The organism is Arthrobacter sp. Hiyo1, assembly GCF_001263615.2.
In the GTDB taxonomy this organism is placed as follows: domain Bacteria; phylum Actinomycetota; class Actinomycetes; order Actinomycetales; family Micrococcaceae; genus Arthrobacter.
Genome location: NZ_DF952476.1, coordinates 204,174 through 207,732, shown reverse-complemented (window position 1 = coordinate 207,732; position 3,559 = coordinate 204,174). Strand labels below are relative to the sequence as shown.

Below are 3,559 nucleotides of genomic sequence, written 5' to 3'. Positions count from 1 at the left end.
TGACGAAGCCCGCGGCTCGCAACGCGCTGATCGCTTCCCGCAGCGTGGCCCGGGAGACCTGCATGCGCTCGGCCAAGTCGCGCTCGGGCGGGAGGCGCTCACCGGTTTTGAAGATCCCCAACTGGATTGCCGATCCAAGTGCTCAACGCATGACTCGAACGCCATGTGTCCGCGCACGGGAAGCAAGACCGTCTCCAGGAGGGGGGATTCAATCGGTTCGGCGAACAACATGGTGGCCTTCCTTGGTGGGAGGCCACCGGCGGAGAATCGCCGGCGGCCCGCGTGTGTTGCTAGTTGAGCAGCTTATCGGCGTCGATCGTCAGGTGCTCCTGTTCGGCACTCGTCATGAATGTCCGGCGCCCCGTGGTGTACCAAAGCACGGTGGCAAGGAGGAACACGACGACGACGGCGATCGGCGCGTAGTTGAACGTGTCGATGGTGATGTCTGCGACGGGCGGAAGAACGAAGAGGATCACGATGATGGCGACCCACACAATCGCTACCCAGTTGATGACGGGACTCCATTTCCCCAGGTGCCACGGGCCCGGTACGAAGTTCTTGTTGAGCCTGCGGAGCAACACGGGGGTGATGTACGCGATGTAGAGCCAATGACGGCCACGCTCGTCACGGCAAAATACGCGGTGGTGTTGAACAGGGCTGGTGAGGCGAGCACGATCGCGCAGCCAACGCAGAGCCAGATGGAATTTGTGGGGGTGCCGCTCCGGGCGTTGACTTTGGCCCAGATGCGGGAGCCTGGCAGTGCATTGTCGCGGGAGAAAGCGTAGGTCATGCGTGAGTTGGCGGTCACTGAGGCCATGCCACAGAAGAATTGTGCGCCCACCACGATGGCCAGCAGGAATTTCGCTACGCCGGGGTTGCCCAATGCATCCAGGAAAATCTGCGCCGGGGGCAAGCCTGTTGCCGTAGCGCCAAGAGTGGTCAGGCCTTCCTCTGAGCCGTCCGGGATCGCCGCGACGAGTGAGTAGAGCAGTATCCAGCCACCAATGATGGAGATGACGACGCTCATGACAATCCCCTTGGGAGCCGCAATGGCTGCGTTCTTGGTCTCCTCGGCAACGTGGGCCGAAGCATCGTAGCCGGTGTAGGTGTACTGCGACATGAGCAGGCCCATGAGGAAGACGTACGGCCCGAAAGTGAAGCCGGTTTCGTTGTGCCACGCGGTCATCGTCCAGTCAAAGGACTGGTGGCTCGTGGGCATGAGCCACAGCGCCGCCACAATGATCGCAACACCCACGATGTGCCACCAGGCCGAGACATTGGACAGGAAACTGACAATCTTGACGCCGAAACTGTTGAGCAGGGCGTGGATAACCATGAGGACGACGAACAGCGCGAACGTACCGCCCGGGGTGGGCTCAACGCCGAAAGTCAGCGCCGCGAAAGCCATCATTGTTGTGGCGCAGCCGAAGTCGATTGCGGCCGTGACGGCCACTTCACCGAGGAAATTGAACCACCCGACATACCAGGCCCAGGCCCGCTTGTTGCGTTTGGCGAGCCTGCCGGCCCAGAAATACAAGCCACCGGCGGTCGGGTACCGCGAACAAACCTCGGCCATGGAGAGCGCCACGCACAGGACCAGAACGCCAACCAGCGGCCAACCCAGGTTGATGGCAGCCGGACCGCCGGACTTGAGCGCAATGCTGAAGGAGGTAATGCAGCCAGCCAAAATCGAAATGATGGAAAACGAGACTGCGAAGTTGGAGAAGCCGGACATGCCGCGATGTAACTCTTGCTTGTAGCCAAGCTCGGCGAGGGCCGCAGCATCTGCGTCTTGCACAGCCTGCACCTTCGCTGCCGTAGAACGATCACTCATGATTATTCTCTTTCTAAACGGAAGGGGGGAACGGGCCGACACCGCTCGCATCGATAGTGACCCACTTCACATCAATCTGTCAATGGTCTGACTTCAGACCACAAACCAACCTCTTCGGAACGGTAAGCTGGAAGGCATGGTTTCTGAGGGCGCGAACGCCGACGGCACATCGCAAAACAGCACGTCACACAACAGCCCGGCACGCAACGCCGCGGCAGACAACGGCACTCCGGAACGCCGCGGGATCACGGTCCGCCGTGCGCCGAAGTTCGTTCCCTTCATGGGACTGGGCGGGGTGCTCGGCATCATTGTTGCCGCGTTCGTTGCCTACGGGATCCCCGGCGACCAAAGTTTCGACACGGGGGCGGTCTTCGGTTTTTCCTTGTGTCCTTCGCCGCGGGCGGCGTGCTGCTGGGCGCCGTCGCGGCCCTCGTCCTCGACAAAGTCAGCGTGCGGCGTTCCCAGCGTGCCGTCGTCGAGTCCGTGCCCAGCCCCACAGAGGACGACGCCGGGGCATAGGATCCCGGTCACAATGTCGCGTGAGGGAAAGTACCACGCCAACATCATGCGACAATTGACCAGTGGCACGTGGCGACGGAAAACTTTCTCATGATCTTCTCCCCGACGAAAAAGGACCTCAGGACGCTTGTGGCGTCTTCGGGGTCTGGGCGCCGGGCGAAGAAGTAGCAAAACTCACCTATTACGGGCTGTATGCGTTGCAGCACCGCGGACAAGAATCGGCTGGTATTGCTACCAGTGACGGCAAGCGCATCAATGTCTACAAGGACATGGGCCTCGTGTCCCAGGTCTTCGACGAGACAACCCTGAACACCCTCACCGGGCACCTTGCCGTCGGCCACTGCCGCTACTCCACCACCGGAGCAAGCCACTGGGCCAACGCACAGCCCACCCTGGGCGCAACCGCCACCGGCACCGTTGCCCTCGCGCACAACGGCAACCTGACCAACACGGCTGAGCTCCGGGAAATGATCCTCGAACTCAACGGCGGTCAGTTGACCGGCGAAATGAAGCAGGGCAACACCTCGGACACCGCCCTGGTCACTGCCCTCCTCGAAGGCGAAGAGGGCAAGACCCTCGAACAGACCGCGCTTGAGCTGCTTCCCAAGATCCGGGGCGGCTTCTGCTTCGTGTTCATGGACGAAGGCACCCTCTACGCGGCCCGCGATACCTTCGGCATCCGCCCCTTGTGCCTTGGCCGCCTCGAGCGCGGCTGGGTCGTCGCGTCGGAACAGTCCGCCTTGGCAACCGTCGGGGCCAGCTTCATCCGCGAGATCGAGCCTGGCGAGTTCATCGCCATTGACGAAAACGGCGTCCGTTCCCAGCGTTTCGCAGAAGCGACGCCGGCCGGTTGCGTTTTCGAGTACGTCTACCTTGCGCGCCCCGACGCGTCGATTGCCGGGCGCTCCGTGTACGAGTCCCGCGTGGAGATGGGCCGCCAGCTGGCCCGCGAAAACACCCAGGTAGCGGACATCGTCATCCCGGTCCCCGAATCCGGAACCCCGGCAGCGGTCGGTTACGCCGAAGAATCCGGCATCCCGTTCGCGCACGGCTTCGTCAAGAACTCCTACGTGGGCCGCACGTTCATCCAGCCCTCGCAGACCCTGCGCCAGCTCGGCATCCGGCTCAAGCTCAACGCCCTCGAATCCGTGATCCGCGGCAAGCGCGTGGTGGTAGTGGATGACTCGATCGTCCGCGGCAACACCC

At 62.3% G+C, this 3,559-nt stretch carries 5 protein-coding genes; 2 read left to right on the top strand and 3 right to left on the bottom strand.

Going from position 1 to position 3,559, the window contains the following annotated elements; all coding sequences use genetic code 11:
* From AHiyo1_RS28400 to AHiyo1_RS21415, 3 genes are all read right to left on the bottom strand, one after another.
* Positions 1-121, bottom strand: a 121-nt coding sequence (locus AHiyo1_RS28400; RefSeq protein ID WP_445286249.1) for a GntR family transcriptional regulator, incomplete at its 3' end; no start/stop codon positions are given.
* 169 nt (positions 122-290) lie between these two features.
* Positions 291-494 carry a hypothetical protein gene (locus AHiyo1_RS27520; protein ID WP_253257531.1) on the bottom strand — a complete coding sequence of 68 codons (204 nt, stop codon included), beginning with the start codon at positions 492-494 and terminating at the stop codon, positions 291-293.
* 5 nt (positions 495-499) lie between these two features.
* Complete coding sequence (locus AHiyo1_RS21415; RefSeq protein WP_253257530.1) at positions 500-1,834, bottom strand: amino acid permease; 1,335 nt, start codon at positions 1,832-1,834, stop codon at positions 500-502.
* A 384-nt stretch (positions 1,835-2,218) separates the two neighbouring features.
* Between AHiyo1_RS21415 and AHiyo1_RS28070 the strand changes: the two genes are divergently transcribed.
* Both AHiyo1_RS28070 and purF read left to right on the top strand, forming a co-directional pair.
* Positions 2,219-2,353, top strand: coding sequence for a hypothetical protein (locus tag AHiyo1_RS28070; protein ID WP_340639363.1), 135 nt, complete (start codon positions 2,219-2,221; stop codon positions 2,351-2,353).
* A gap of 62 nt (positions 2,354-2,415) precedes the next feature.
* A partial coding sequence (gene purF / locus AHiyo1_RS21405) for an amidophosphoribosyltransferase (protein ID WP_059389933.1) occupies positions 2,416-3,559 on the top strand: 1,144 nt, incomplete at its 3' end.